Raw genomic sequence first — 25,873 nt, 5'->3', positions numbered from 1 at the left:
CGTATGGTGAATCTGGAGATCACGCGCGAGGGGTACGAGGGCATTCCGGCGATGGCGGAGACGCTCACGGAGGACGATCTGCGCCAGGTGGCAAGAGGCCACGACGTGCAGCTGATTCCTCATCTGGTGGCGGCGGTCAAAAAGGCGCAGGAGGGCATTGTGGTCACGGGCGTAACGGTGACTGATGAAAACGGAAACACGGTCTCGGGGACGCTGACGCTCAAAGTCGGCGATGAGGTGACGCTGACGGGCAAACACGAACCCGCCGAGAGCACGGCGGCGACCGGCTGGACCAACAGCGGCCCCACCTATGCGGCGATGATGGTAAACCCCGACGATACGAGGGTGATCACCGTCAAAGCGCTGGCGGCCGGATCGACGAATCTGGCCTGCACGAGCGGCGCCGGCAGCGCGACGATCGCGGTCACGGTGCAGTAATGGCGGCGCTCAAGCTCTCCGCCGAGGCGCGGGAGCGGGTGCGTATGGTCGCCCTGCGCGACCTCGCCAGAGCGGAGGATTTTTACCGGCAGACGACGGAGCCGCTGCTGCTGAGGCGGCGGGAGATCTACCAGGCGGACAAGGAGCTGTACAAAAAGATGTTCCCCCGCCTGGGGTTCTCCGACTACACGAGCCACGATTTTTACGCCTGGGTGCAATGGGCGCTGTCGCAGGCGCTCGACTCGTTTTTCGGCACGACGAAGGTCATCTCCATCGTCGGGCAGGGGCAGGGCGACGCTGAAAACGCTCAAGTGATGGAAGAGCTGATCAAATGGCAGCTGGAACAGGGCAACAAAGGATTTATGTTGTTTTCCAGCTGGTTTGAGGACACGCTCGTCTACGATCTGGGTGTGCTGAAATGCTGGTGGTCGCGGGTATCCCAGCCGCGCGAGGAGACGGTGACGGTGCCGCAGGACCGGCTGATGGGAATGGCGCAGACGCCGGGCGTCGAGCTGCTGGACGTCGGAGCGCCGGATTTTTACGGCGACTGTCAGGTGACGCTGCGGCGCATGGTGACGACGGACAATCGGCCGGTGCTGGATCATGTCAGTCCTTTTGACATGCGCTGGCTGCCGGAAGCGCGCCGTATGGAGGAGTCGCTGTTCGTGGCGCAGCGTCAAATCGTTACGGGCGACGTGCTGCTGCGCGGCGCGAGGGAAGGCGTGTACGACCGGGACGAGGCCCAGATGGCGGTAGACGAGGGCGGCGCAGTCGACTACGAGATGGCGGACCAGGTGCTGAACCCCGATCTGGAGATGTTCCCGGCGCAGGAGGACGATGCCGCCCGCCGTCGCGTGGAGATATTCGAGTGCTATGTCAAACACGACGTCAACGGCGACGGCGTGCTCGAGGATTTGATCGTGACGCTGGCGAACGACCATCTGCTGCGCGTGGAGCTGAACCCACTGGGGCGGCTGCCGTTTTTCGTGTTGTCGGCGCAGCATGACTCGTCGCGTGTGCTGTCGCAGTCGTCGATGGCGGACATCGAGGGCGAGTTGCAGGCGCTGCGTATTGCTTTCGTGCGCCAGATACTGCTCAACATCAGCACCAACAACACGCCGCGCTATTTCGTCAACGAGAACATGGTCAACATCGAGGATTTAACAAAAGACAAGATGATGATCCGCTGCAAGGACGATCCGCGCAGCGTGGCGACGGCGTTTCCTTCCGCGCCGCTGGCGCCGTGGACGATGCAGTTCATCGAGTATTTCCGCGGCGTCGAGGAGGAATGGACGGGGCGCACGCGCTACAACCAGGGCACGGACGCGAACACGCTGAACAAGACGGCGACGGGGATTTCGCTGATCATGAAATCCTCGGCGCAGAGGATCAACCACATCATCAAGATTTTCGCGGAGACGGGCGTGAGCGAACTGAACCGTTTCCTGATCCGCCTGAACCAGACGTATATCGACCAGGCGCAGGTGGTGAGGCTGCTCGACCGTGCGCTGACGATTCAGCCGGACGACCTCGACGGCAATTTCGACATCGTCGTCAATTCGGACGTGGGGCTGGGCGAAAAGGAGCAGAAGGTCAACTCGCTGACGAGCTACCTTCGCGAGGTGTACCCGTTCGCCATGCAGCTGGGGATCGCGGGGCCCGCGGATTTCTCCCGGGCGGCGATCCGGCTCTTGGAGCTGCTGGGGTGGAAGGACGCGCGCACGTTCCTGCGCACGCCGGAGGAGATCCAGCAGCAGCAAATGCAGCAGCAGATGATGATGCAGCAGGCCGCGCCGGCTCCGATGCTGGCGGCTCCGCAGGTGGCGGGGAATGCCGGTGTTCAGGCCGGCGCGGCCGCGGCCATGCAGATGTTACAGGGAGGTGTTCCCCAAGGTGGATTTGGACAGGGGTAAGTTAGAGCAGCAGGCGTTGAGAGGACAGCAGGCGAAGACCTGTCTGTCCTTTTTTGATGACTTCGAGAACGACATGAAAGATCGTCTCTGGCAGGCGACACAGAGGGACGATAGGGCTGCGAAAGAAGCACTGGCCTATGTTGCCGTGACGATCAAGATGTTCAAGGCGTTTCTTCAGTCCGCCGTCGGCGACGGACTGGTTGCAGAGAAAGAATTGAAGGGAGCGGAAAACAATGGATAACGACAACGTGGTAACGCAGGGCGCGGAACAGCAAGAAGCGCAGCCGCAGGTGGACAACCGCGGCTTCGACGAGCTGAGCGACGAGGAGCAGCAGGAAGTCCTGCGCGCGTCTTTTTTCGGAGAGATCGAGGACGAGCCGGAAGATGAAGGCGGGATCGAAGGGGGAAAAGACGAAGAAGAAAAAGATGGAACTCCCGCAGACGGTGACGGAGCTGACGGCGAAGGGAAGCAGCCGGAAGGGGCGCCCGAAGGCGAAAAAGCGGCGGGTGAAGATCCCGCAGCGGCTGCACCGAAAGGCGAAACCGGGAACGAATATACGCCCGAGGAATTTCTTCTTCTCACGCCCGACGAGGTAGACGCTTCCCGTCTGCCGCAGGCGGCGCGGATCGTCCACGAGCGAGACATGCAGTACTACCGCGACACGATTCAGCCGCAGCTCGACGAACTGAAGCAGTTGCGGCAGTTTCGCGAGAATGTGCTCAAGGCTCAGCAGGCGGGGCCTCAGCCGCAGGCGCCGGCACAGCCGAAAGCGCCTGACTTCAACGCTCAGGTCAAGGCCGAGGCAATGCGCCGTCTTGGCGTGACGAGCCTGGACGATTTCAACGTCGACCATCAGATCATGGTGGCGCGGGTGACTGGCGAGCTACAGCAGATGGAGTTTCAGCGCGCGCAGGCAGAGAGTATGCGACAGGCGCAGGCGGCGCAGACGCAGCAGATGTACGGCGGTCTGATGGGCGATCTGCAGCGGGAGTACGGCGCGGATTTCGCGCTGATCGACCGCTACGCCATGGCGGAGATGCAAAAGATGCCGTATCAGAGTGTCATGCAGACGATGGCGGAACTGCAGTCGGGCGACGCGGCACGCATCAAGGCGGTGTACAAAGGCTTCGCCGACCGTTACAGGGCGTCGAAGCAGCCGGCCGCGCCTGCGCAGCCGCCGGCGAAGAAAGCGGCGGAGGCTCCGCCCAAGGTGATCGGGGGCAGCGGCGGCGACGCCGGGGCCGGGATGTCCTGGGGGGAAAAGGATTTCGCGCGCGCCAGTCAGAAAGACCAGGTGCGCATGCTTCAGGACGCGTTTTTCAAAAACTAGGAGGACATAACATATGGCACTTACGCAGTACAACGCGACGGGAAAAACTTTCGATCTGGGTAAGCTGATCACGATCATCTCGCCCAGCGACGCGCCGATCCTGAACCGGATCGGTTCGGCGGGGAAGGCGACGCAGGTCGTCCATCACTGGGAAGAGGATGAGCTGCCCAAGCCGATCGACAACGCGCACGTGGAAGGCGAGACGTTCAACGTCGAGAACCCCGGCGAGACGACGATCAAGGACAACGTCTGCCAGATTTTCCACAAGGGTTTCGGTGTCACCGACACGAATCTCGCGGTGAAACGCTACAACATGAGCAACAAATTGGCCTACGAGATGCAGAAGGCCATGAAAGTTCTGGCTCTCGACCAGGAGCGCGCCATCATCCGCAGCAGCAAAAAGGTGCTCGGCAACAGCGCCACGGCGCGCCGCATGGCCGGCCTGCCGTACTACATCAGCACGAACGTGTTCAAGAACAACGGCACGGCGCGCCCGCTCACGTACGAGCTGCTGAACGACGCGCTGGAACGGGTGTACGAGTGCGGCGGCGATCCCGACGTAATCGTGGCGTCTCCCCGCAACAAGCGCGTGCTGTCGCTGCTGCTGCCGCTTTCCACGGAGCGCAGCCAGAAGGCCGAGAGCAAGAAGATGATCGCCACGATCGACGTATTCGAGGGCGACTTCGGCACGCAGCGCGTTATCACCGACCGCTGGCTGCCGAACTCGGACGTCTACGTGTTGTCTACGCAGTATCTTGGCATGGTACCGCTGCGCCCGTTCGGCAAGAAAGAGCTACCCAAGACCAAAGACGCGACGGAACAGGTCATCGTCGGCGAGATCACGATGGAGGTACGCGCCGAAAAGGCCAGCGCCCGCATCACCGATCTTGACGGCGTGCTGCCGACGGCTCCTTAGTATGGGCGCGCTGGAAATCGACGACGCCGTCCGGACGTTCCTGCGCATCAAAAGCGGCGACGAGTGCACGATCACCAAGGTCATCGACGATGACGCGTACCGTCGTCGCTGTCACGAACTGAGGACGGCGCTGGGCGGCACGCGGGGGTTGATCCGCAACAAACGCGGATCGGCCCTCGCGCAGTTCCGCTACTCGATCCCCGTCGACGAGTTCGACGCCCTGCTGATGGCGGGCGACCCGGACGCGCTGGCATGGAGCGTGAACAAAAACGATAAGCGGGCGCTGCATCGGCTGGTGCAGCGCTATCCGCACTGGAGGGTGTACGCATGATCGCGGCGTCTCAAGTCTGTCAGATGGCGCGTTACAACGTAGGCGACGCCGGGCACACGACGTACAGCGACTACGAGGTGATGACGGCGCTGCAGTCGTCGCTCGATCTGCTGGTGACGAGCTGCGACGAGTGTTTCTCGCCGCTGCTGGTTAAGTCGGCAGAACTGGAGCTGTCGGATTGGCGCGCCGCGCTGCCGGAAGATTTTCGCTCGGTGGTCTCGGTACTGGGTCCCCGCGGCGTGCCGCTGGAATCGAATTACGAGACGGGCCCGTTCCGCGGCGAATTCCGTTTCGAGAACAGCGAGATCGTCTCGCCCGAGTCGCCGGTGACGCTGGTCTATCGCTACCGCCCGGCGCGGCTGACGGCGGTCGGCGACGAGATCGACGCGCCGGAGACGCTGCTACTGCCGCTGGCGCGCATGACAGCGTCTTTGCTCAAGGGCGATTTCGAGACGGCGCAGGCGGTCTCCGACAGGACGGCGCAGGCGGGCAAGGCGCAGCGCTGGGAAAACGCCGCGGAGCCGCGGTTGTGGGGGGGGTACGTCCCGCAATGAGATATGTAACTCAAGCCGTAGATGTGATCCGCCAGCGCGTCAACGATGTGCTGGCGGTAAATTACACGAGCGAAGAGATTATCAATAACATCGACACGGCGTGCCGTTTCCTGGGATTGACTCTGATCGCCCGCCGGGCGCCGGAGATGATCGCGTCGGAGCCGGTCGTCGATTATTCGGCGGCGCCGAAGGGCTTTCATAGTTTTGTCGGGCAGTTCCCCGTCTGGCGCGAGGGGGCGGTGCTGCGAACGTCAACGGGGAACATTCCTGTTGAGATCCGGTATTTCTGTACGCGCGAGGGCGTTTCGCTGCTGGAAGACAAAATCCCTTACAGCGACGACTATTTCGACGTGATTGTCACAGTGGCGGCGTCGCTGCTGCTGAACCGCGACGAGTTCGACACGTCGTCGGAGAAAGCGATGATCGACGCGATCGGTACGTTGCTGCCGAAAGGCTAAAGGAGGTGAGCCCCGTGCGACGGGCATCGAAACACGCAGTCGAGGGGACGATCCTCGATTTCAGCGATTTTTCCGGCGGGCTGAACCTGCGGACGGCTCCGGAGAATATTGCGCAGAACGAATTGGCGGAATGCAAGAACATGACCTACAGTTCGCAGCCGGGGCGACTGAGGACGCGTGCTGGAGTGGGGCTACCGCTCCATACGTTCGACGCGCCGATCGACGCGCTGTTCTGGCATTCCGGCGTATTGCTGACAGTTGCCGGCGGCGTGCTGTACAAATACGCTCCGGCTCCTGCCGGAGCTGTGGGGACGACAACGCAGATCGGCACGCTGACCGGAGCGGTCCGTCCGCAGTTTTGTGTGTTCGGCACGGACGTCTTCATCGCCTCGGGCGGCAAGCTGCAGAAATATGACGGTTCCGCGCTGACGACGGTGACGGATTCGCCGGCCCATGCCGTAGGGCTGTATGCCCGCGCGGGGCGGCTGTTCTGTTTCGAGAGCGATTCCGACATGCTGCGCGGCTCGGCCGTCGGCGACGCTTCCCGTTGGACGATCCCGTCCAGCGCGACGGACGCCGATCCCTGCGAGACGCAGATCGGCTACAAGGTTGCCGGGAACATCGTTGCCGCCGTGCCCTCGTTGACGAATGTGATTTTTTTCAAGGATCGCGCGACATTCCGCCTGGCCGGCGAGTATCCGGAATGGAAGATCGTCGAGATCAGCCGCGACGAAGAGATCGTGAACCGCGATACAGCGGCCAACGTGGCCGGCTACCTGTTTTATCTGGAAAAAAGCAAGGGTATGCGGCTGCTCCAGGGCACGGACGGGTATGAGGAGATCGCGCCCGGCGACGCGCTAATGAGGGTCAATCCCTGGTTAAGAGGCAAAATGATCGACACGTGGGCTCGCGTCTGGAACCTGCGCGGACGAAATATCCTGCTGATATCCGCAGGGAAAAACACACTTCTGCCGGTATATTACGAATATGGTATAACCTCCATGCCGGCGCTGATGTGGGAATTTTACGGCGACGTCCGCGACGTGGCGGAACCGGATCGAGACAACTTGTATATCGCCATTGGAGCGAATCTGCACGACTTTTCCGGCAGGACGAGCGGGGATTACGACTCCGCGGCGGGATCCCATCTGTCGCCGGTATCGTGCTCGTTCAGCACAAAAAAGATCATCGGCGCATCTGAGTTCCTGACCAAACGTCTGGGAATCTCCGCCAATTCGTTGAATTTGCTGGTGAATGCTGTCTCCGACGAACCTTTGCGCATTTCCGTCGCCGGTGTGCCCTTGATGAACGTCGTTTTCGAGGTAGATGAATCGCCCTACATTTACGATGACACCAGATTCATCTATGACAATGAGGATTATGTTTGGGGCGGTTTGCAGACTTATCAGGATTTCTATACGCACAATGTTTTGCGAAGCAAGTACGTCCAGGTATGCTTCGAAAGTTCCGGAGTGCCGTTTCAACTGACGCGCTTCACGCTGGAAACGGTTCCCGTGGGGGTGGTGTCGTGAGTGAGGTCGTAATGCGCCCTGTGGTATCGGTATATCTCGAACCGGGGCGCCCGATCGGGGCGCACGTCGCCGTGATGGACACGGTAATCGTAGACGCCGTCCTGAAGGATTCGGAAGGGGTGACGGTCGATCTCGAGGGGTGTTCCGTAATCGTCGCGGCGACCGACCGGGAGAAGACGACATTGTACGCTGGAGAGATTCAGTCCGCCGCCGACGGTTCTTTCCGCGTGGCGGTACAGCCCGACGTCTCCGGGCGTCTGGCGCTGGAAGCGAAGGTCACGTCGGACACGGACGGCGGAGTTTATACGTTTTTTCTCGGCGCATTGTCCGTCGCGGCGGAGAACGGCGACGACGGCCCCTCTGCGGCGCTGGTCAGCCTGACGCGTCAGCTTATGGGCGCGAAAGCGGCGTGCGAGGCCGCGACCGCCGCCTGTTTGGAAGCAACAAGCTTCGTGAATGAGGCGACCGCGGGCGTAGTGGAGGCCGTCAACGCCGCGAACGTCGCGGCGAATGCGGCAAACAGCGCCGCCGGTCAGGCGCGTAACGCCGGGGAGGCTTGTTCTTCCGCAACGGCGAACTGCGTTGCGGAAACGGATATTTGCGCGCAGAGATCGGCTGCGTGCCTGTCGACAACGGACGCATGCTCGGCCGCGACAAGCGCTTGCGATTCTGCGACCGCCGCGGCCAATCAGGCGGCAGGGAGCTGTAATGCCGCGGCTAACGCTGCGACAGTCAGCGCGGATTTATGCCAAACAGCAAAACAACAGACGGAGCAAGCGACCACGGTCTGCCAAAATGCTACGCAAAACGCCGCAAGCTCCGCCGGAGCGTGCCAAAGCGCGACGGCTGCATGTAATGCCGCTGCGCAGCAGGCAACGGCCTCGACAAGTAACTGCCAGTCCGCAACGGCGCAATGCTTGGCGGCGACGCAGGCGGCAGAAACGGTGGTTGGCGCGGGTCAGGAGGGGCAAATCCTGTTCACGGGTGCTTCGGGCGTTTTTTGGGACTGGCCGGGGAACGGCTATATGTACGTTCCCGAATGATGAAAACGAGGTGAAACAATGGCTAACAGATACGGATGGGGAGACAACGAACCTAAAATTTTGCCGGGGACGCAGGGCGGTGACCGGACAAACTTTTTCGGAATCAAAATCAAGGCTCTTTTCACGGACTTGTTCGCGAAGCTAAATGTCGACGCGAACAAGTTGGACGGTATTCAGGCCGGCGCGGAAAAGAACAAAAACGCCTTCGCGAAAATCAAAGTCGGCTCGTTGCTGATTTTAGCCAATAACCAAGAAGACACTTTTGAGATAGTTCCCGGAAGCAATGTCATTGTCACGCCGGATGCCATAAACGACAAGGTAACGATCGGACTGCCGCCGTCGCTTGACATAAACGTCACAGGCTCGGCGGCGAAGTGCAACGGCTGTGGAGAAATTATGCCTACAGAACTGACAAACAGCAACGAAGGATCGTTACGGATGAGTGGTTTTTATCAAACATCCCAAGGGGTTGCTAATGGCTCTTCCGCTGGGATGAGCTATGCATCGATTATCCAAGCGTCCCGCAACAATAGTCGAATCAATCGAATAATTTTACGCGGTGATACGTCGAAACCTTTAGTATATCATCAAGCTTATAACGAAAACACGTGGGGACCGCTGACCAGGTTTGTCATGGAGGGCGACAACATCACCGGCAACGCGGCCAGCGCGACGAAATTACAGACGAGCAGAAGAATCAACGGCGTTCTGTTCAACGGCACTGGGGACATCACGATCACAGCCGCGGCCAACGGCGGCACGTCCGCCGCCTGCTCCGGCAACGCCGCCAGCGCCACCAAGGCCACGCAGGATTCCCGCGGACAACAGATCGACTCGACGTATATCAAGGGTTTGTCGGTCAGCGGCAGGACTGTGACCTATACAAGGGGCAACGGGACTACGGGTTCGTTCCAAACGCAGGACACGAACACGACGTATACGCTGGCAAGCCTCGGCGGCGCGCCCAAGCCCCAAACCGCCGCCGGTGTGGGACAGTGGATAGACTTTAGAACCCTTACCGACGGCAATCTTCCCAGCGGTGGGACGTGGGCGTACTTTTGCAACGGCCAAAAAACTTCCACGGTAACCCCGATTGGCGTCGCTGCTGGCGGGACGAAAGTAGCATTTCAATGGACTTTTGGTTTTGGGTGGCGCATCGCATAGGAGGTAAGGCATGTACGAAAACTTGATCCGCAATCTCGACGGCAGCTACACGTTTTTGAAAAACGGCTATCCTTACAACTGCCCGAACATGGGCGAGTGGCTGGAAGAGTATGCTGCCGTCCACGCCTACGCGATGACGCATCCCGACGAAGTGGCGATTGAGCCGGAACCGGAGCCGCCGACGCTGGAAGAAGCAAAGGCGGCGAAGACGGCGTGGAACCACGCCTACGCCGACGGCCTGCTCGCTCAGGCGAAGGCGGGCTACACGCTCGGCGAGATCGAGAGCTGGGACGTGCAGAAACACGGCGCGGCCGACATCCTCGCGGGCAACGCGACGAGCGAAGACGCGCAGGACGTGACGGCGCTGTACGACCGGCGTATCGCCGTCGGCGGCGAGACAATGACGTTAGAGCAGTTTTGCCAGAGAATCCTCGCCAACGCCGCGGCCTATCGGGCCTACTCCGCGAACGTCAACGGCATCATGCAGGGTATCGACGCCATCATCCGCCGTTGCGAAACGGTGGAACAGGTGCAGGCCGTTGTCTGGCCGGAGATGTAAAACCCCAGTCAAGGGGCCCCTGTCGTTCGGGGCGTGGGTAAACATCTACGAAGCGCGCGACGAAAGCCGTTTCGAACTGGACAACCGCGAAGAACTAACGTTCAATCGCGAGCACGGCTTTTTCACATGGATGTTCGATTTCGAAACGCGATACCTGCTGATCCCGAAAATGTGCGGGGATGGCCGTTACTGGCGCCCGCACATTTTCGCCATGGTGAAAGCGCTGAGGAAATCCCACGGCTGTATCGGCGCCTACTGCGTCACGAAACGCGATCCGCGCGTTTACATGCGGGTGCTCGGCGGCGAACTGGTCAAACAGGAACATGAAGACGGCAAAACGTATAGTTATATTCTGGTGACGCCGGAAAATACGCGGGTAAGGGAAGGTGATATGGATGGGCAGTAGATCGTCCACGACTCAGGTACGCAAACGCGACCCCGAGTCGGCGGAACTTCAAAATATGCGGACGAGCATTTACAACATGCTCGCGCCGATCACGGGCGCGGCGCCGATGAGTACTGTCGTGCCTCAAACCGGAGGAGCGTCCGCGGGGAACGGCGCGGACGCCGCGGTTTCCCGCGGAAAGCCTTCGCAAAGTTTTGCGAACGGTCTTCCGCAGGGATATACGTTCGACAACCGCGGGCAAATCGTCAAAGGCTACAAAAACGGCGGCGACAACGAGGGCGCGCCGATTTACATGCGCAACGCCGACGGCTCGATCGCCACGGTGTGGAACTACAATTCCGGCGGCGGGACGGCAGGACAGACGGGGATCCCGTCGGCGGGGCAAGGCACGAACTGGAGCGATACGGCTTTCGGCTCCGACTGGCTGGCGAACCGTGTCCGTGCGGCCAACGCGCTGAACCAATACGACACGCTGTCGCGAAACACGCAGCCGTTGATGGACAGAATCACGGGGACGGCCGACAGGATCATCGACACGGCGAACGGGAATCTTCCCTATACGCAGAAAATCGCCGGACTAAGCGCGTTGATCCCGGGACTGTCGAACAAAATTTCCGGCGTGGGCGACAGGGCGTTGGAGGCGACGGAAACAGCGGCGGCGGCGATGAAGCCAAACACGCAGAACATTTCCAACCTCTCGGGGAAGATCGAGGGCATTGGCGACCGGCAGGGAACGCTTGCGGACGAGGTACTGAATTTCACGCGAACGGGGAACATCCCTGACGCCGTAACGGAGAACCTGAACAGGTCGGTAAACTCAGAGCTGAACCGAAACACGGGAAGCGCTTTGAACGATCTGGCCACTCGAGGGGTAATGAATAGCAGCGTGGCGAACCGGTCGCTCGGCGGCCTGGCGGACAGCGCCGCCGATGCCTATGCAAAAAATTACCTGAACGCGTACAACTCGGTACTGTCCGGCTACGGGCAGACAAACTCCACGCTGGCTGGCGCCGGCGACACTTACGCGAAGGCGATCAGCGGATACAAGGCGGCGAACGACGATCTGAGGAGCGGGCTGAGCGACCAGCTGGCCGGCTTCACGGCGGCAGGGAACCTGTACGGCAACGCAATCAACGGCTACAACTCCGCAATCAGCGGTTACAACAACGTTATCAACGGGCGAAATGCTACAATCAACGGCTACAATACGGCTATGTCAGGCTACGGCAAAGCGCTTGACTCAAACACTGATCTGATGAAGCAGGCGGCTTCGATGCCGCAAACGCTGAGCCAGGCGATGATGTCGCAGTACGCTCCGGCGTATCAGTTCTGGAAGGACCTGCAGAACAGCTACGACAATCGCGAGGATTACGACACAGTCGTCAAGCAAGGGAAGTAGAGGTGTTTCGATATGGCAGTCTATACGGTAGGCGGCGGAGGCGGCCTGTTCGGTTCGTTTTTGCCGCAGCTTCTGGGGCTGGCGGGGCGGACGCTCGGCGGCCCCGTCGGCGCGGGCGTCGGTTCGGCGCTTGGCGGGCTGGCGGGCGGACAGAACGTCGGCGGCGCGCTGCTGAACGGCGCCGGTTCGTACTGGGGGAGCGCGCTCGATCAAAAGGACTGGGCCGAAAAGCTGATGGAACAGAACCCGCTCAAGCCGCAGGGCTGGGGCGGCGGTTTCCGCTCGGGAGGCAGCTGGTAAATGGCTGTCTATTTCGAGCGGCAATACAAGCCGTGGTGGGCGGACCTGGCCACGGCGACGCTGTCGGGGCTGGTCAAGGGCATGTTCGACCGCGACGCGGCGGCGCGGGCGCAGCGCGTCAACGCCAACCGCTGGGGCGAATTCGAGAAACTGTACGACGAGGCAAGCGGGCAGTACGCCGCCCCGCAGGAATCGCCGCTGACGATCCAGGGCGCGCCGGAAACGAAGAAGCTAAGCCAGCTATTCGCGCCGCAGCAGAACGCTTTCGGTTCCGACCCCTTCGGCGGCGTGCCGGAACAGTTCCGCCCCCAAGAAGGCGACGGGCTTGTCGGCACGGCAGTCAAGGCGTTGCAGAACAACGCCATCCGCGGACGCACGCCGACGATCGACGACGTTTACAAATGGGGCGCGCAGTCGGGAGCGATCAACGACCCGAACTTCCAGAAATTCGTGGAAGCGCGGTTCGGCAGCCGTTTCAAGATGCAGGACGCCGACCGGCTGGCGAGCAGGCTCGGGAACATGCCGCAATACAACGACCGGCAGGGAACGCTTAATTACGTGGGCAACCGGGCCTTGTACGACCCCGACGGGGCGAAGACGGTGGGCAATTTTATTCAACACTTGAACCCGGGCTTTAACAACCAGGCGGTCAATCTCGGCAACCGGCAGGTGGTGCTGTCGCAGGACAAGTACACCGGGGAGACGACGCCGGTCTTCGGCGGCGCGGTGGGCGTGTCGCCGGATACGGCCTACGCGCAGAACGCGGCGAACCGGCGCCAGGAGATGGCGCTGGAAGCGGCGGAAAAGCGCAGTGCGAACGCTTACGCCCCTGTCCGCGACGAACAGAGAGCGATCCGCGACGCGTGGGGGAAAGCCGGAGAGATGGCGGGGATGTTCGGCGGCTCGCCGGCCGAGTTCGAACAGGCCGTGCGCGGCATCGACCCAACGCTGTCGCCCGCGGCCGTGGAGCAGCTTCTCGGAGATTTGCGCAAAATACCACAACTCGTGGATTCCAGGGGTCTGTTGTCCAATAATCCCTTGTACGGGTACAATCCCGCTCCGGCGCAGGCTGGGCAGGGAAACAGCATTCCTCCGGCCGTGCTCGAAAAATATCCGGAGACCACGCAGCAGGAGTATGACGAGCTTGTACGCCAAGGGCTGAAGATGGGGAAAACGCTCGAAGAGATTGAACGCGATCTCTTGGGGAAATAGATAAAGCCGCCTGTATTAAGGCGGCTTTTTATGTAAGGAGAGCATGTATATGTCGAGTTATGAAGAGATGCTGAATAGAATCAAACGTCCTGCGCCGAGCGGTGATTACGACAGCATGCTCGCGTCGATCAAAGCGAAAGCCAAGCGGCCGGAAGTAGACGAATCCCCGTCTTTCGACGACCTCATGCAGATGCAGACGCAGGTGGGGACGCCGGAACAGGAAGCCGCCAATCAGGCGGCCCTTGCCGAAGGCGGGGAAAACATCAAGCGTTTTATCAACGATACGTATCACGCCGGGATGGGCGGCGTCGAAACGGGCATGGCCAACATGAGCGACGCGCTGGCGCACGGCGTGCGGGCTGTCCCGCTCATGGGCGGCGTTGCGGACTGGATCGGGGGAGGCTCGAACTGGTGGGACGCCCGGGCGAGAGAACACGCTCAAAAAGTCGGAGCGAACAACCTTTGGACGTCCAGCGTGAACGCTCTTGGTTCGACGGCCCCGTCCATGGCGGCCTCCCTCGCCCTTGCCGCGGCGGGGAACCTGGCGCCGGCCGGACAAATGTTGATGCCGGAAGGACTGATGAGTCTCCCCCAAAAAATGCTTTCGGCCGCGATGATGTACCGCAGCGGCGAAGAGGCATTGGGCAACGCCGGACGCACGTACCGCGAAGCCGTTCGGGAAGGACGCACGCCGGAGCAGGCGCAGAGCCAGGCGAACAGGCAACTCGCCGCCGAACTCCCCATGAACGTGTTCTTCGACAAGGCCGGGATTTTCGGCGACGCCTGGGATGGCATCCAGAGCTCTTTGAAACGCGGTTTGGCGATGACTCTCAGCGAAGTCATAGGCCAGGGCGGGCAGGAAGTCGGGCAGGACGTGATCGGCGACGCCGCGGCGGCGACGAGAAACCGGGGGATCCTCGAATATCTCCGCGCCATCGGCGAGAACGTCATGAACGCCGAATACATGAAGCAGAAGATGAAAGACACTTTCCTGCCGACGGGCTTGTCGTCTATTATCGGCGCAACGCTGGGACTGGGCGTGCGGTCGATGCGGAACGGCCGCGGCGGCAACGTGGACAATTTTGCACGCGGAGTGCCGGACGTGGGAACTCAGCAGGCGGTCGCCGAGATCATGCAGCCCGTTAAAGAAGAGCAGCAGCGGGAAGAGTTGAACAACTGGGTACCGCAGTCCGCGGGGACCGTCCCCGGCAACGTCGCTCCGCAGATGCCGGAGAAGATGAGCGACGTGTTCAAGCCCGTCGAGCCGCAGCCGGTCGTGCCGGAAACGGCAAAGCCTTTGCCCGGCGCGATGCCGGCGGCGGAGACGCCCGCGCCGACGGGCAGAAAGGCGGAAACAATCGCCGCGGCGAACATGCAGAAGGTCATGAAGATGCAGACTACTGTGCCGACAGTCGGACAGACTGTGCAGGAAGAGGTTATCCCCGAGGACACCGGGGAAACGCTGGACGACCTGCGCACGCAGATGGCGGAGGAGTATCAGAACATCCGGCAGATGGACGCCGAGGAACGCGAAGACCTGCCGCCGTCTACGCTCGCTGACCTGATGGAGCAGTCGGGGCGGAGGTACGAGCAGAGCCCCAACGTACAGGACGTGATCGGGCGTGCGCCTGCAAAAAACAAACGCCAGCCCTTCTCCTTGGGGACCGACGTCGAAAACGCCTTGCAAACGCTGGGAAATATTTACACAGCGGATTCAGGGCGCGATATGAGGATCACCGGCGAGAGGTCCCTGCCGCGAATCAGCCGGGAGGCCGCGTTTATTGAATCGGCTCGCGAAGCGCGGGAACGTATAGCACAGCAGCTTAAGGCCGCCGGGGGCGATGACGAGACGGCGAACGCCGGCGGCGAAGTCTGGGCGAACCATCTGCTTGCCCGCGCCCGCGCGTTGGGAACGGACGAACATGGACAGCTGCGCTCCGACGCTCTGACGCCGGCAGAACTGGACAAGCTGAACGTCCGCGGCGAAGAGGACGCGGGACCTGATTGGGGCGGCGACGTTTACGACCAGGCGGTGCGGGATGGGCTGAATATGGACGAGCGTGTGCCCGTCGTCGATCTTTCCGGGGTGGCGGACGGAGCCAAAACCGCCAATGTCAAGACTCTGACAGAACATTTGAAAACACTGATTAAAGACGGCCCTAGCATCTCACGGGATGCTCTTGCATTCCTTAATCTTCCTAAGGATTCGTATCATTTAGGCCATATCGCCCACTCAGGCGCTCCGATTTATCGGAAAGAGAAAAGCATTCGCAACGCATCTGTTTTGTCTCTTCCGGAGCTGATGAAAAACGCTGTTCTCGTGGAAAGCGGGCCGAACAGGAAGAAGAACAAGAAACCCGGCGTTAGAATGTATCACCGCTTTTATGTCCCTGTGGTAACGCGAGAAGGGATAGCTACCGTCCGTATCGTAGCAGAAGAGAAAAATAACAGTGACCGGCTTGTTCCGCTCGATGTCCGCGTTTATGACGTAATTATAAACAAAAGAATCCCCCGCACACAGCCGATTGGTGCTTCGGCGTCAACAGCGGAGGATTCTTTTTCTGGGATCACTATACGCGAAATGCTCCGCGGTGTCAAGGGGATGGACGGAGAATATTACGCGCAGAGTTCTCTGCTGGACACGGAAACCGAGCGGGAGCGCAGCGCCATCGTCGAAGCCGCCAAAGCGAACGGCACGTACCTGAAAACGTCTTACGGGACGGAGACCAATCTCACGCCGGAACAGTGGGTGCTGGTACGGACGAAGCAATTCAAGGAATGGTTCGGGGACTGGGAGAACGATCCCGAGAACGCCTCGAAAGTGTTGGACGGGAACGGCGAGCCGCTGGTGGTGTACCACGGCAGCACGCACACCGGGTTCTCGACTTTCAGCACAACCGGCGTCGGCGACACTACCGGAGCGGGGGCGTTCTTCTCGGGGCGAAAAGACGTAGCCGCGACGTATTCCGGAAGCGACGAGCTTGTTTCGCGGGAGCCCGGGACTTCCGAGCCGGATCTCTCCGGCGAGGGAGTTTATCCCGTCTTTTTGAACCTTCGCAATCCTTATCGCATTGACGCCGAAGGCAAGGACTGGACGAACGTCGGCGAGATCAGCGTTTACGACAACGAGACCGGTGAAAGCGTTTACGATCGCGACGGCGAACCGTTTAGGACTCCCCGCGAAGCGGAAGAATACATCGAGCGGGATCTGGACGACTATTCCGGGCGTTACGAGGTGTCGTATCCCGCCGGCGAGATGACCACCAACGAGATCGCTCAGAATGTCGGGGAAGGAAACTACGGCGACGGATTCGACGGCGTGATCTTCGAGAATGTCGTCGATGAAGGGCACTGGGGCAGCGTCGACGCCCCGGGCGACGTATACGTCGCGTATGCACCGAACCAGATCAAGGCCGTCGATAACCGAGGCACATTTTCCTCTACCGACGCGAATATCTATAACCAATCCGCCTGGCACGGTTCGCCGCATCGGTTCGACGAATTTGACCTCGGCACGATCGGAAGCGGAGAAGGCGGACAAGCGCACGGCTGGGGGCTATATTTCGCACAGGACCGGAACGTGGCCGCCGGGTATCGCGAAAGGCTGGGAAGAGTAAGCAAGCAAGCGACCGTCGACTACGATGCTGTGGAAGAATACCAAGCACGCTATGGTGAAGGGACGCCGGAGCGCAAAGCGCTCGATACGGTTCTTGACGTGTTCCGCGACCTGGGCGGCGAAAAGAGGGACGAAGACTCTGTCGCGGCTTACGAAAGTACTCAGGCTAAAATCGGCGAACAAAGATTGAACGTCGAAGAGAAAATATCAGATCTCGAAATCCGGAAAAAAGAAGGCAAGCCCATCAACGAGGACTATTTTGCGAGACTGAAAGCCGAATGGGAACAGATCAAATTGGAAGAAGCGGCACTGGACAAGTTCTTTAGCGTAGGCTGGCTCAACTCCGGAAGCTTGTTTGAGGTGAACGTGCCGGAAAACGATGCACTGCTGGACGAAGACAAACTTCTTTCCGAACAGCCTGAGAAAGTACAAAAGGCAATCGCCGATCTTATTCGAGATATGTCTGACGCTCAGTTTAATCAATTCAATAAGGACATCGACGACGACCTTAACGAAATTGATAGGGCAGAGCCTATGACACGGGAGGACCTTATCGAATCGTTCGCCGCGGAAAAAGGGCGTCTAATTTACGAATCACTTGAATCCGTTTTTTTTGGCGCTAGAGAGGCATCGGAAGCTCTGAACAAACACGGCATCAAGGGCATCACCTATAACGGTCGCCAGGACGGCCGCTGTTTCGTGGTGTTCGACGACAAGGCGATCAGCGTCATCAACCGGTTCAATCAGAGAGAGAACGCGATCCGTCGCGGCCAGATTCAGATCGGCTCGCACGGAGAAGGGCTAATCACGCTCTTCAAGCACGCCGATCGCTCCACGTTCTTCCACGAGATCGGGCACATGATGCTGGACGATCTGATCGCTGACGGGCTGCTCGAAAAGGCGAACGCACGAACCAAAGCCGACCTCGATACGGTCAGGAGATACCTGCATATCGAAAACATGGATTTATCGAAACGGCACACGTTCGACGGCGCGGAAAAGGCGCGCTACGCCGAGGCGCAGGAGCGCTTCGCCCATGCCTTCGAGGCGTACCTGATGGAAGGCAAATCGCCGACGGCTGAGATGCGGAGCGTGTTCGCCAAGATCAAGCAGTGGCTGATCAACATCTACCGCGACATCAAACGGCTGGGCGTGGAGCTTTCGCCGGAAGTGCGCGAGGTGTTCGACCGCCTGCTGGCGACGCCGGAACGCGGCGATTTCGGCCCGATCTGGCGGGGGTACGAAGGCGAAGCGGCCGTCGAGAAGCTGCTGGAAGAACGGCAAGGCGAGGTTGTCGGAGCGATGTCCGATCCTCGCCTTGGAGAGAACTCAAGCATTGATTTTGTTTGGGGACAGGAAGGCGACCCGCAAAAAGGATATAAAGGCGGTTACGGCTTCGCGCATATAAAAGCCAAGCATGGGGATAAAGCCGTTCAGGCAGTACCTCAAATTATCCGAACGGGATCGTTTGCCCTGGAGAAAACAACAAACTCGGCTATTTATATTTCAGCCGAAGGAAAAGTAATCCTGCAAAGGGCATGGAAGCACGCGCCCAAGAATTGGGTGTTGACTTCCTATCTTCCGGATACAAAAAAAGGCCCTCGCCCCGCACAGGACGTTCAGATTGGCGGGCAAGTCGAGGAATCTCTGTCCTCCTCGAGCGAAGGTCTTTCTAACGCAAGGATACCACAATCCTCAAACGGAAGCAACCGCGACTTCTCCGTCCATGGCAGCCTGCCGCAGGTCACGGTGACGGCGGAACCTGGGAGCAAGTCCGCCGGCACGCTGATCCGAATCAAAGACATATACGACAAGCTGCGGAAGATCGCGCCGGTGCGCAAGGGCGTGAGCGCGCCCGCGAACGTGGCGGGGTACTACACGCCTGAGACGGACGTCGCGCGCGAGCGGCACTGGGGGGATTTCCCCACGGCGCTGCACGAGATCGGGCACGCGCTGGACTACAAGCTGGGGCTGCGCGAGAACGTGCGCGACGCGGAAACGTCGCGGCAGCTGTACGACGAACTGTGCGAGCTGGGCAAGGCGACATCGCCGCAGAACGTGACGGCGCTCTACGAAAAGCTCCACGGGCGGTATATGCACGCTCCGGGCGCCGAAACCCATGGCCCCGACGTGAGCGCGGCGGCGCTGAAATTCGAGGGAGCGCAGCGGTACCTGATGAAAGAGGGGATCGCTGAGTACTTCCGCGGCTACGCTTTTAACCCCGACCTGATGGAGATCGTGGCGCCCGAGTACACGAAGCTGTTCCGCGAAACGCTGGAAGCGCACGAGGAATACCAACAGCCGGTGAGCGAGCTGTTCGACGCGGTGCGGAGCTACAGCGAGCTGACGCCGGAACAGAAGCTGCGCGCCGGCATGATCCGCGGCGACGAAAAGGTCAGGAACCAGAAGGGAACGCGGGCAGCTGTCGCCGAAGCATGGAACGGCTTCCGCCAGAAGTTCGACGATCAACTCCGTTATCTGGAGCAGATGCAGAACCTCCTGCGCGACCGCGTGAGGGAACTGGCGAAGAAACTCGGCGGACGTTACGCCGACATGCTCCAGCACGGCGAGCTGAAAGACGAATTCGCCGTCTACGACATGCTGCGCACGATGCCCGGCTACATGGGCAAGGCGAAGCGCGACGTCCTGGCGCTGATGGAGCCGGTCAAAAAGCTCGGCGACGAGGCGTATGCCAAACTGACGGGTTACATGAAAGCCTTGCGCGCGCTGGATTACTGGGACAACGGGCTGGAACCGGGCATCGGGCTGACGCGTGCGGAAGTGAGCGCGGTCGTGAACCGCACCCGGCACGAGAACCCCGAACTGGCACGGATCGCCGAAGACATCGCCAAAGCCTACGAGGCGATGGTGGAGCGGACTCTGATCGACTCCGGCGTGTGGAGCCGCGGGCAGTACGAGGAGTACAAAAAGCGCTGGCCGCACTACGTGCCGTTCGTGCGCGTTAACGAGGACGGCTCGGTGACGTCGCCGACGCGCCGCGGCAAGGGCATCGTCAACCTGTCCAACCAGGTGAAGCAGGCGACCGGCGTCGGCGCGGGGGACGCGGTGATCGACACCAAAGACCCGTTCGAGATGATGGTCAAAAACGCGCTGGTGTTCAACCAGCTCGCGGAAAAGAACCGCGCTGCTCAGGCGCTGGTCCGCGCCGCGCTGGCCGACCCGGCGCTTTTTGCCGACATGATCGAGCCGGTGCAGGGCGGCGAGCGAGCCAGCGACACGTTCACGGTCTGGTTCGACGGCACGCGGCGGGCGTTCACCGGCGACAAGAAACTCATCGACGCGCTGGCGGCGATGGAACAGGCCGCGGGCATCAGAAACCCGATCTTCGGCAGCCTCGACCGCGCCGCGCAAGGCGCCGCGAATCTGCTGAAACTGGGAGCGACGCGGGCGAACCCGGCGTTCATCCTCACGAATTTCATTCGCGACGCCATGTATTCGAGCCTGACGAACAGCGCCAAGGGCGCGCGGTCGATGCCGTTTTTCGGCACGGTCAAGGGGCTGCTGATGCAGACAGCGAAGGACGAGACTGCGAAACAGCGGATCGCCGACGCGCTCGACCACGGGCTGGCCTATTCGGGCATCACGGAACTGGGGCTGAATGCCTCGGAAAAAGGGATCTCCAAATACGTTGGCAAGGCCGTCCATGGGGACAAGGGCTTCCTGCGAAAGCTCGCGTCGACGTGGGACAACACGATCGGCAAATACAACGAGATGGTCGAGCTGGCGCCGAAGTTCGCCGAGTACGAACGGCTAGTGAAAGAAGGCTATCCGAAACGCTACGCCGCCCGCATGGCACGCGAGGTCAATCTCGATTTCTCTCGCGGCGGCCAGTGGGGCAAGGTGTGGAACCGCTATACGGCGTTCTTCAATCCTGCCGTGCAGGGGACGTCGAAACTGGTTCGCACGGCGGCGGCGCATCCGGGCCGGTTCGCGGCGCGCACGGCGATGTACGTGATCCTGCCGTCGCTGATCTCCTGGATGGCCGGACGCGACGATGACGAGTACAAGCGCATCAGCCGCAACATCAAGGACCGCTACTGGGTCTTCAAGGTCGGCGGCACGTGGCTGCGGCTGCCCAAGCCGGAGCTGGCGGGGCTGTTCGGCTCCGCCGTCGAGCGTGTGCTCGACGCGGCGTTCGAACACGACCCCATGGCGTTCCGCGAACTGGGGCGCAGCGTGTGGGAGGGATTCAGCCCGAACCTGCTGCCAACGTTTGCCGAACCGATCCTGGAGCATCGAATGGGGAAGACGTTTTTCTACGATTCGCCGCTGATCCCGCCACAGCTGGAGAACTTGCCGCCGGAATTGCAGTTCACCAAGAACACGTCGTCGATGGCGAAGTTTCTCGGCAAAGCGTGGGGCGTGTCGCCAATCCTGATCGACCACTACGTCAGCAGCTATGGCGGCGGCGTAGGCGAGTACCTGTCCAAAGCGCCGGACATATTTTTGAAACCGCAGGAAGAGGCGAAGAAGCTCAGTGAAAAGCCGCTGTTCAGCCGCTTTACGGTCGACCCGAACCGCAACAGCGAATCGCTGGCGAAGTTCTACGACCTGCGCAAACAGGCGACGGTGGCCAAAAACGCCTACGATGTGCGCCGCAAGATGGGCGAACAGCCGGAATACTCGGCCGGCGTCCATATGGCGAAAGCGTTCGACCAGTCGGCACGCAAGCTTTCCGACTGGCGCAAAGACATCGCCGCGATCCAGCAGTCGAAGAGCATGACGCCGGAACGGAAACGCGAGGTCATCGACCGCATCCGCCTGAGAATGAACCAGGAAGCGGAAGCGGCGGTCAGGAACTATTTCACCGTGAAGGAAAAGCTCAATCGACGCGAACGGTAACACAAGAGGAGGCTGTTCAAAACAGTCTCCTCTTTATTTATGGAGGTGATCTCATGGAACAAAAAATGCTGTCGGAGCATTTCAGCCGGGGAGAGTGCGCGTGCCGCGATTACTGCGGCTTCGATGCGCCCGACCCGCGTCTGCTGGAACTGGCGGAAAAGGTCAGGAGCATCCTGAAAGAGCCGATGCACGTCCATTCGGTCTGCCGGTGCAAGGCACGCAACGCCAGGCAGGGCGGTTCGCCGACGTCGAAGCATTTGAAGGGGCAGGCGATGGACTTTCATTGTGAACGCCTGTCGCCGCTGGCGGTCTATAACGTCATCGCCAAAGCGTGGTACGACGGACGGCTGCCTGAACTGGGAGGCGTCGGGCTGTACGACTGGGGCGTGCATATCGACATCGCCAAAGCGCCGGACGGACATCTGAGGACGTGGGATCGAAGAAAAGCGAGGTAGCTATATGCCGGGAGAGGAACAGCACGAGCGGACGTTAATCGACATCGCCATGACGGGAGGTGTGGGAGCGATGCTGGCCATGATTTTTCAGGGGGTGCGCGCCGGCCGGGAACATCTTGGAGAACCTTTCGACGGCTGGCGTTTTACAGTGGGACTGATCAGCGCCGGGGCGCTGGGCGCAATCGTCGCGTGGGGGCTGAACGAACTGGGCGTAAGCCGACAGCTGAGCGCGATCATTATCGCCATGTGCGGCTACGTCGGCGGCCCGCTGCTGGACATTGCTTATACGGAGATCCAGGAGACGGTCAAAGCCGCGTTCGACGGCCTGCAGGAATGGCTGCTGAAGGGGAAGTGGGATCGACATGGTCATGATGAGTGACCTCTTTGCTAAGGCCCTCGAGAAAATAATCCGCCGCTGGCCGTTGTGGCTGGCGGCGGCTGTTATCCTGCTGGCGTTTATCTATTGGCATCAGTATCGGGGATGGCGTGAAACGGACGCGCTGATCGGCCGCCTGCGCGAGAGCGCCGCCACATCCGAGCGCCGGGCGGATGCCATTGTGGACGCGACACGCCAGAGGGAGGTGACCGCCCGTGCCCAAGCCAAAAAGCGGACTGATGACCTGCCTGCTGACCGCCTCGCTGCTGCTCTCGACGTTCTGCTCGCAGAGTACCGCGCAGGACGTTAAGCGCGTCCAGGGCGGCTACCTGCTGAGCGAGCAGGCCATGCGCGACACGGTGGCCGGCTGGACGGCGGATCGCGAGAGTGTCCGCGTGCTGCGGCGGGGCATAGATGAGCTGCGGGCGGAGATCGCCGCGCAGGCGGAGGACACGCGGCGGATGGTGGACGATCTCCGGCGCGAGCTGGCGGCGGAGCGGGCGGAGTATAACAGACGCATACGGCGCGGAAGGGCGCAGGGGCTGCTGCTGGGGCTGATGATCGGAGCGGCCGGCGTGGCGATAACGAGATAGGGTGTACGAAAATGGCTGAAAAAATCGGTGGTTTTTCGATTGTTTAGAGCCGAAAAACATCGAAATGTACGAGAATGTACGAAAAGAGCGGGCATCGTCTTCAGCGACGGTGCCCGCTTTTTTGTTTTGTGAAGATATCCTGTTTTTCGGCTTTTATCTTCTAAAATAAAAAACGCCGATTTTGACAAGATAGTGACTCACAAGATAATCACGAGATACGCACAAGTATATTCTATTGCAATTACTGAGTTTATGCCGTCTTCGAAAGGAAATCGCAAGAAAAAGCAGAGGATCTATATTGCAATAAAATCGACATAACGGCATTAATACGGTTCTTATTGCAAAAAAACGGCAAAAATAACAATAAGCCCCGACCTTTTAGGTCAAGGCTTATTGCCAGCTTCGCAGCAAAGGATATAGATGTAACAAATGTCAATTCAACATCGCTGTTCGCGAGACTGATAACTGTTTGTTCGTTTAAATTCAACGTTCACCGCGTTTGCGGTTCCCGACAGGTGGTGCGTCTTTGCATGGCGAAGCTAGGCATAGTATAAACGATTTCCGTTATTTTGTAAAGGGAAGGCTTATTTATTGTGCTTTTGCCGCGGCTGGTAGGTCTCTGCCCACTCGCGCGGGATGCACCAGTCACGCCCAATCTTCTGCGCCCCGGGGATTTTGCCTTGTCCGGCAAGGAGCTTTACTGTGTGCGCACTGTAGCTGCCGGCGCGCGCAGCAAGGATCGCCGCCGCTTCGACCGTGCTGATAAACTCAGTCATTTTTAGCCTCACAGTAATCGGAGGCCCTGAAAATCTCGGCTCCGTCCTCATTATAGACGATAAACTCTATTATGTGATCGATGTCGCTGTCGAGCATCATCCCGTCGATTTGCCCGTCCTCGGGGCGGTCATACGGTTTCCACTCATCCTCGTCCCAGTAAAACTGGACGTTGACAGCCCCGCATGGGAGTTGGAAGCGGTTCCAAATACTGAGGCCGCCATTAACGTCGTAATCCCAATCGCTGGCGCTTTCGACGTCCCCACACTCCAGAACGTAACTCAACATGGTCAAGACCGCCTTGAACATATCGTTGCCGGTAATACCGTTTTTCAGTGTGAGCATTTTTTTGTTCTCCTTTCTTTTTTCGCGTCTTCTTCCGCCCACTTCCTGGCAAGCGGCGCAAGATATTTTTCTTCGGCATCCTTCCGCGCGACGACCGCCTCTTCGAACGTTTTAAAGCGTTTGCGGAGCAGGATCTCTTTGCGAAGGATGAGTTTTGCCTCATAGGGGTACTCCTTATCGTCGACTTCATATACACCGCGAATGCCGAGTTTGCTCTTGGTCTTTTTACTCAGCACCTGCACGTTAGTGCCATCGCGTAGGGCAGCGTCAAGCATGAGCGGCACGTTGGCACGTCCTGTATCTTGCGCGAGGCACCCGCAGCTGCGGGTATTGCCGTTGATAAGATTGCCGGCGGTCACGACGGTTTCTTTGCCACAGTCGCAACGACAGAGCCATGATGTGTCACCGTTGCCGTCTTTGACGTACTCGATCACAACGAGCCGCCCGAAGCGCCGTCCCGCGAGGTCAGTTCTGCGGCTATATCGTATGTCTTGCGCCAAACAGCCGCAGGATTGGATTTTGCCGGAGCGCAAGGCCGTGCCCGTCACGATGGAGGTGTGCCCGCAGTCACACCGGCATAACCAACGGGCATTGCCGCTTTTGGCGTTGTCGGCGCGGCGGAGTACTGTCAGGCGGCCGAAACGTTGTCCCGTTAAATCTTTCAAGCGGTTGCCTGTATCCTGTGCCAGACATCCGCAGCTATTGACACATCCGCTGCGCAGTAGCTTGCGGCTGCGGACGACGACGTTGCCGCAATTGCATCGACACAGCCAGCGCGCGGTCGTGTCCTGCGGCGTCTTGGTCTGGTCATCGGCCAAACGCAAAACGACCAGCCGGCCGAAACGCCGGCCGGTCAGGTCGATTATTTTAGACATCTTCTTCGGGATCAAGCGAGCCGAAGGAGTCTTCCAGCGCCGAGATTGTGGCGGAGGGCTGATCCTCGAGGTCGGTGGGGGTGTCGTATTGAGCCAGCGCATCCTCCACTGCGTCCGCGCCGTATTTCTCAATGTACTTCTGTTTGACGTCCTCAGCGTGCTCCAGCTTGTCAATCATGTTATTCCACCAGTCGTAGCTGGCCTGGTCGGTCTCGTAGATCTCGCGGTCGCGATTGTACGTGATGCAATCGTCGTCGCCAACCAGATCGGCCGTCCACTCGCAACCAGTTTTTCTGTCGATGATGGTAAGATCTTTGACTTCGCCGGTTTCTTTGATCCTGATTTTCATTTTTTTTTCGTCCTCCTTGGTTTTGGGCATGCGCCTTTTTTTGTTCTTGGGCTCATTATAGACGCGTGAGT

Annotated in this window: 25 protein-coding genes; 21 read left to right on the top strand and 4 right to left on the bottom strand. The window is 59.9% G+C overall.

The window, feature by feature from the left end:
* Window positions 1–3 precede the first annotated feature (3 nt).
* The 21 genes from B0D78_RS02485 to B0D78_RS02385 are packed head-to-tail and all read left to right on the top strand — an operon-like array spanning window position 4 to window position 23,459.
* Window positions 4–438, top strand: a complete 435-nt coding sequence (locus B0D78_RS02485) for a hypothetical protein (protein ID WP_078015402.1) — start codon at window positions 4–6, stop codon at window positions 436–438.
* Entirely contained in the window at window positions 438–2,351 is a 1,914-nt protein-coding gene (locus tag B0D78_RS02480) for a portal protein (RefSeq protein WP_078015401.1), read from the top strand. The genes B0D78_RS02485 and B0D78_RS02480 overlap by 1 nt, the downstream gene beginning before the upstream one ends.
* Complete coding sequence (locus B0D78_RS02475; RefSeq protein WP_078015400.1) at window positions 2,332–2,592, top strand: hypothetical protein; 261 nt, start codon at window positions 2,332–2,334, stop codon at window positions 2,590–2,592. The genes B0D78_RS02480 and B0D78_RS02475 overlap by 20 nt, the downstream gene beginning before the upstream one ends.
* Window positions 2,585–3,682, top strand: coding sequence for a hypothetical protein (locus B0D78_RS02470; RefSeq protein WP_078015399.1), 1,098 nt, complete (start codon window positions 2,585–2,587; stop codon window positions 3,680–3,682). Before B0D78_RS02475 ends, B0D78_RS02470 begins: the two co-directional genes overlap by 8 nt.
* Window positions 3,683–3,695: 13 nt before the next feature.
* Window positions 3,696–4,598, top strand: a complete 903-nt coding sequence (locus tag B0D78_RS02465) for an SU10 major capsid protein (protein ID WP_078015398.1) — start codon at window positions 3,696–3,698, stop codon at window positions 4,596–4,598.
* Between the two features lies 1 nt (window position 4,599).
* Window positions 4,600–4,929: a hypothetical protein gene (locus B0D78_RS02460; protein WP_078015397.1), complete on the top strand. Its 330-nt coding sequence runs from the start codon at window positions 4,600–4,602 to the stop codon at window positions 4,927–4,929.
* Window positions 4,926–5,483 carry a hypothetical protein gene (locus B0D78_RS02455; protein ID WP_078015396.1) on the top strand — a complete coding sequence of 186 codons (558 nt, stop codon included), beginning with the start codon at window positions 4,926–4,928 and terminating at the stop codon, window positions 5,481–5,483. The genes B0D78_RS02460 and B0D78_RS02455 overlap by 4 nt, the downstream gene beginning before the upstream one ends.
* Window positions 5,480–5,941, top strand: coding sequence for a hypothetical protein (locus tag B0D78_RS02450; protein WP_143521693.1), 462 nt, complete (start codon window positions 5,480–5,482; stop codon window positions 5,939–5,941). The genes B0D78_RS02455 and B0D78_RS02450 overlap by 4 nt, the downstream gene beginning before the upstream one ends.
* A gap of 14 nt (window positions 5,942–5,955) precedes the next feature.
* Window positions 5,956–7,473, top strand: coding sequence for a hypothetical protein (locus B0D78_RS02445; RefSeq protein ID WP_078015394.1), 1,518 nt, complete (start codon window positions 5,956–5,958; stop codon window positions 7,471–7,473).
* A complete protein-coding gene (locus B0D78_RS02440; protein ID WP_078015393.1) occupies window positions 7,470–8,516 on the top strand; it encodes a hypothetical protein in 1,047 nt (348 codons plus the stop codon). Before B0D78_RS02445 ends, B0D78_RS02440 begins: the two co-directional genes overlap by 4 nt.
* Before the next feature lie 18 nt (window positions 8,517–8,534).
* Entirely contained in the window at window positions 8,535–9,680 is a 1,146-nt protein-coding gene (locus tag B0D78_RS13185) for a hypothetical protein (RefSeq protein WP_078015392.1), read from the top strand.
* A gap of 10 nt (window positions 9,681–9,690) precedes the next feature.
* Window positions 9,691–10,239, top strand: a complete 549-nt coding sequence (locus B0D78_RS02430) for a hypothetical protein (RefSeq protein ID WP_078015391.1) — start codon at window positions 9,691–9,693, stop codon at window positions 10,237–10,239.
* Entirely contained in the window at window positions 10,220–10,645 is a 426-nt protein-coding gene (locus tag B0D78_RS02425) for a hypothetical protein (protein WP_078015390.1), read from the top strand. The genes B0D78_RS02430 and B0D78_RS02425 overlap by 20 nt, the downstream gene beginning before the upstream one ends.
* A gap of 55 nt (window positions 10,646–10,700) precedes the next feature.
* Window positions 10,701–12,044, top strand: a complete 1,344-nt coding sequence (locus B0D78_RS02420; RefSeq protein ID WP_078015389.1) for a hypothetical protein — start codon at window positions 10,701–10,703, stop codon at window positions 12,042–12,044.
* A 12-nt stretch (window positions 12,045–12,056) separates the two neighbouring features.
* Complete coding sequence (locus tag B0D78_RS02415) at window positions 12,057–12,344, top strand: hypothetical protein (RefSeq protein WP_078015388.1); 288 nt, start codon at window positions 12,057–12,059, stop codon at window positions 12,342–12,344.
* Window positions 12,345–13,556, top strand: a complete 1,212-nt coding sequence (locus tag B0D78_RS02410; protein ID WP_078015387.1) for a hypothetical protein — start codon at window positions 12,345–12,347, stop codon at window positions 13,554–13,556.
* A 49-nt stretch (window positions 13,557–13,605) separates the two neighbouring features.
* Entirely contained in the window at window positions 13,606–22,035 is an 8,430-nt protein-coding gene (locus B0D78_RS02405; protein ID WP_078015386.1) for an LPD38 domain-containing protein, read from the top strand.
* A 53-nt stretch (window positions 22,036–22,088) separates the two neighbouring features.
* A complete protein-coding gene (locus B0D78_RS02400; RefSeq protein WP_078015385.1) occupies window positions 22,089–22,490 on the top strand; it encodes a YcbK family protein in 402 nt (133 codons plus the stop codon).
* Window positions 22,491–22,494: 4 nt separating this feature from the next.
* Entirely contained in the window at window positions 22,495–22,869 is a 375-nt protein-coding gene (locus B0D78_RS02395) for a phage holin family protein (RefSeq protein ID WP_078015384.1), read from the top strand.
* Window positions 22,859–23,176, top strand: coding sequence for a transposase (locus B0D78_RS02390; RefSeq protein ID WP_240496098.1), 318 nt, complete (start codon window positions 22,859–22,861; stop codon window positions 23,174–23,176). Before B0D78_RS02395 ends, B0D78_RS02390 begins: the two co-directional genes overlap by 11 nt.
* The gene (locus B0D78_RS02385; RefSeq protein ID WP_240496097.1) at window positions 23,082–23,459 is read left to right on the top strand and encodes a chemotaxis protein; all 378 of its coding nucleotides are present in this window, start codon (window positions 23,082–23,084) and stop codon (window positions 23,457–23,459) included. The genes B0D78_RS02390 and B0D78_RS02385 overlap by 95 nt, the downstream gene beginning before the upstream one ends.
* A 584-nt stretch (window positions 23,460–24,043) precedes the next feature.
* Here B0D78_RS02385 and B0D78_RS02380 read toward each other — a convergent pair.
* Genes B0D78_RS02380 through B0D78_RS02365 form a run of 4 tightly spaced genes read right to left on the bottom strand, consistent with a single transcriptional unit; the run spans window position 24,044 to window position 25,832 of the window.
* Window positions 24,044–24,235, bottom strand: coding sequence for a hypothetical protein (locus tag B0D78_RS02380; RefSeq protein WP_078015383.1), 192 nt, complete (start codon window positions 24,233–24,235; stop codon window positions 24,044–24,046).
* A complete protein-coding gene (locus tag B0D78_RS02375) occupies window positions 24,228–24,578 on the bottom strand; it encodes a hypothetical protein (RefSeq protein WP_078015382.1) in 351 nt (116 codons plus the stop codon). Before B0D78_RS02375 ends, B0D78_RS02380 begins: the two co-directional genes overlap by 8 nt.
* Window positions 24,566–25,453 (bottom strand): hypothetical protein, encoded by an 888-nt coding sequence (locus B0D78_RS02370; RefSeq protein ID WP_078015381.1) that lies wholly within the window; start codon window positions 25,451–25,453, stop codon window positions 24,566–24,568. Before B0D78_RS02370 ends, B0D78_RS02375 begins: the two co-directional genes overlap by 13 nt.
* Window positions 25,446–25,832, bottom strand: coding sequence for a hypothetical protein (locus B0D78_RS02365; RefSeq protein WP_078015380.1), 387 nt, complete (start codon window positions 25,830–25,832; stop codon window positions 25,446–25,448). The genes B0D78_RS02370 and B0D78_RS02365 overlap by 8 nt, the downstream gene beginning before the upstream one ends.
* Window positions 25,833–25,873 lie beyond the last annotated feature (41 nt).

This window comes from Pyramidobacter sp. C12-8 (genome assembly GCF_002007215.1).
GTDB lineage: Bacteria > Synergistota > Synergistia > Synergistales > Dethiosulfovibrionaceae > Pyramidobacter.
Note: the sequence above shows the minus strand (reverse complement) of the source record. Positions and strands in the feature narration are given on the sequence as shown.

Bases quoted from the DNA above. Each gene is read 5' to 3' on its own strand.
- B0D78_RS02485 (WP_078015402.1), top strand. From the start codon at position 4: ATGGTGAATCTGGAGATCACGCGCGAGGGGTACGAGGGCATTCCGGCG.
- B0D78_RS02480 (WP_078015401.1), top strand. From the start codon at position 438: ATGGCGGCGCTCAAGCTCTCCGCCGAGGCGCGGGAGCGGGTGCGTATG.
- B0D78_RS02470 (WP_078015399.1), top strand. From the start codon at position 2,585: ATGGATAACGACAACGTGGTAACGCAGGGCGCGGAACAGCAAGAAGCG.
- B0D78_RS02465 (WP_078015398.1), top strand. From the start codon at position 3,696: ATGGCACTTACGCAGTACAACGCGACGGGAAAAACTTTCGATCTGGGT.
- B0D78_RS02460 (WP_078015397.1), top strand. From the start codon at position 4,600: ATGGGCGCGCTGGAAATCGACGACGCCGTCCGGACGTTCCTGCGCATC.
- B0D78_RS02455 (WP_078015396.1), top strand. From the start codon at position 4,926: ATGATCGCGGCGTCTCAAGTCTGTCAGATGGCGCGTTACAACGTAGGC.
- B0D78_RS02450 (WP_143521693.1), top strand. From the start codon at position 5,480: ATGAGATATGTAACTCAAGCCGTAGATGTGATCCGCCAGCGCGTCAAC.
- B0D78_RS13185 (WP_078015392.1), top strand. From the start codon at position 8,535: ATGGCTAACAGATACGGATGGGGAGACAACGAACCTAAAATTTTGCCG.
- B0D78_RS02430 (WP_078015391.1), top strand. From the start codon at position 9,691: ATGTACGAAAACTTGATCCGCAATCTCGACGGCAGCTACACGTTTTTG.
- B0D78_RS02420 (WP_078015389.1), top strand. From the start codon at position 10,701: ATGCGGACGAGCATTTACAACATGCTCGCGCCGATCACGGGCGCGGCG.
- B0D78_RS02415 (WP_078015388.1), top strand. From the start codon at position 12,057: ATGGCAGTCTATACGGTAGGCGGCGGAGGCGGCCTGTTCGGTTCGTTT.
- B0D78_RS02410 (WP_078015387.1), top strand. From the start codon at position 12,345: ATGGCTGTCTATTTCGAGCGGCAATACAAGCCGTGGTGGGCGGACCTG.
- B0D78_RS02405 (WP_078015386.1), top strand. From the start codon at position 13,606: ATGTCGAGTTATGAAGAGATGCTGAATAGAATCAAACGTCCTGCGCCG.
- B0D78_RS02400 (WP_078015385.1), top strand. From the start codon at position 22,089: ATGGAACAAAAAATGCTGTCGGAGCATTTCAGCCGGGGAGAGTGCGCG.
- B0D78_RS02395 (WP_078015384.1), top strand. From the start codon at position 22,495: ATGCCGGGAGAGGAACAGCACGAGCGGACGTTAATCGACATCGCCATG.
- B0D78_RS02390 (WP_240496098.1), top strand. From the start codon at position 22,859: ATGATGAGTGACCTCTTTGCTAAGGCCCTCGAGAAAATAATCCGCCGC.
- B0D78_RS02380 (WP_078015383.1), bottom strand. From the start codon at position 24,235: ATGACTGAGTTTATCAGCACGGTCGAAGCGGCGGCGATCCTTGCTGCG.
- B0D78_RS02375 (WP_078015382.1), bottom strand. From the start codon at position 24,578: ATGCTCACACTGAAAAACGGTATTACCGGCAACGATATGTTCAAGGCG.
- B0D78_RS02370 (WP_078015381.1), bottom strand. From the start codon at position 25,453: ATGTCTAAAATAATCGACCTGACCGGCCGGCGTTTCGGCCGGCTGGTC.
- B0D78_RS02365 (WP_078015380.1), bottom strand. From the start codon at position 25,832: ATGCCCAAAACCAAGGAGGACGAAAAAAAAATGAAAATCAGGATCAAA.